This is a genomic window from Bacillus cereus group sp. BfR-BA-01382 (assembly GCF_022663475.1).
Classification (GTDB): Bacteria; Bacillota; Bacilli; order Bacillales; family Bacillaceae_G; genus Bacillus_A; species Bacillus_A thuringiensis_S.
The window spans coordinates 1-705 of record NZ_JAKUFQ010000253.1; the positions used below are offsets into that span (position 1 = coordinate 1).

Sequence of the window (705 nt, forward strand, 5' to 3'; positions counted from 1 at the left end):
CAAGGAATCCAAGGTCCGACGGGGGCAACAGGAGATACAGGAGCAACAGGTGCGACAGGGGAAGGAACTACAGGCCCAACTGGAATAACGGGAGCAACAGGGGTAACGGGACCTTCTGGAGGACCAGCAGGACCGTCCGGCCCAACAGGGCCATCAGGTCCGACGGGAGTAACTGGTCCATCGGGTGGACCACCTGGCCCGACAGGAGCAACTGGTGCGACAGGAGTAACAGGGGATACTGGTGCGACAGGCTCAACTGGAGTGACAGGAGCGACAGGAGAAACGGGAGCAACCGGAGTGACAGGGTTACAAGGTCCTCAAGGAATACAAGGTGTGCAAGGAGATATTGGTCCAACTGGTCCGCAAGGGATACAAGGTCCGCAAGGGATACAAGGAGTAACTGGTGCGACAGGAGATCAAGGACCACAGGGAATCCAAGGCCCGCAAGGAATCCAAGGTCCAACCGGTCCCCAAGGAATTCAAGGGGAACAAGGCCCTCAAGGGATTCAAGGAGCAACCGGAGCCACGGGAGCACAAGGCCCACAGGGGATTCAAGGAATTCAAGGGATCCAAGGTCCGACCGGTCCTCAAGGCCCAACAGGAATACAAGGGGTACAAGGAGAGATAGGTCCAACCGGTCCTCAAGGTGTGCAAGGATTGCAAGGTCCCCAAGGTCCTACAGGGGACACAGGGGCAACGGGAGCG

1 pseudogene is annotated in these 705 nt (G+C 58.2%); it reads left to right on the plus strand.

The window, feature by feature from the left end:
• Positions 1 to 705 (plus strand): annotated as a pseudogene (locus tag MR160_RS33755) (collagen-like protein); the annotation flags it as partial.